1 pseudogene is annotated in these 719 nt (G+C 65.8%); it reads right to left on the minus strand.

Annotated elements, in window-relative coordinates:
• Positions 1 to 644 (minus strand): annotated as a pseudogene (locus AAHG03_RS27035) (IS5 family transposase); the annotation flags it as partial.
• Positions 645 to 719 lie beyond the last annotated feature (75 nt).

The following is a 719-nucleotide window of genomic DNA, read 5'->3' on the forward strand; positions in this document are numbered from 1 at the left end:
GAACCGCTCGACCAGATTGCGGTACTTGTACAGGAAGGCACTGAAGGCAGGGACGTTCTTGCGGTTGGGCATCGGCTTGACGTTGGCCCAGGCCCCTTGCTCGGCCAGACGGTCGCGCCGCGCGTCGCTGTCGTAGGCGCGATCACCCAGAAGGGTCTGCCCCGGCCCCAGATCGCCGAGCATGTCGTCGGCCGCTCGACCGTCGTGCGCTTGGCCTTCCGTGATCTTGAGCGCGATGGGTCGGCCCTCGGCATCCACCAGCGCGTGGATCTTGCTCGTCAGGCCGCCCCGTGAGCGACCCATGCCACGGGATCGATCGTCTTTTTTTTGGCGCAGCCGGCGTGCTGGTGGACCCGCACGCTGGTGGCATCGATCATCTGCAGGTCGCCCTCGTAAGCCTCTGACACGGCTTTCAAAAGGCGATCCCAGACCCCACGCTTACGCCAGCGCCGGAAGCGATTGCTGCACGTCGTGTGCGGGCCATAACGGGCCGGAATGTCGGCCCAGGGCGCCCCGGTGCGCAAACGCCAGAAGATCCCATTCAGCACCCGGCGGTCGTCCGCCCGTTCTTTGCCGCGCACGTCCGTCGGCAGAACCGGCTCGATCGCTGCCCACTCCGCGTCCGTCAGGTCAAACCGTGCCATTCACGATCCTCCATGGTTGGAGGACCAACAATCCCGGCGGGCAACCGTGCCAACCGTTATGAGTTCGCCGCCTAG

Origin of the sequence: Methylorubrum subtropicum, from assembly GCF_038442325.1 — a bacterium.
Lineage (GTDB): Bacteria > Pseudomonadota > Alphaproteobacteria > Rhizobiales > Beijerinckiaceae > Methylobacterium > Methylobacterium subtropicum.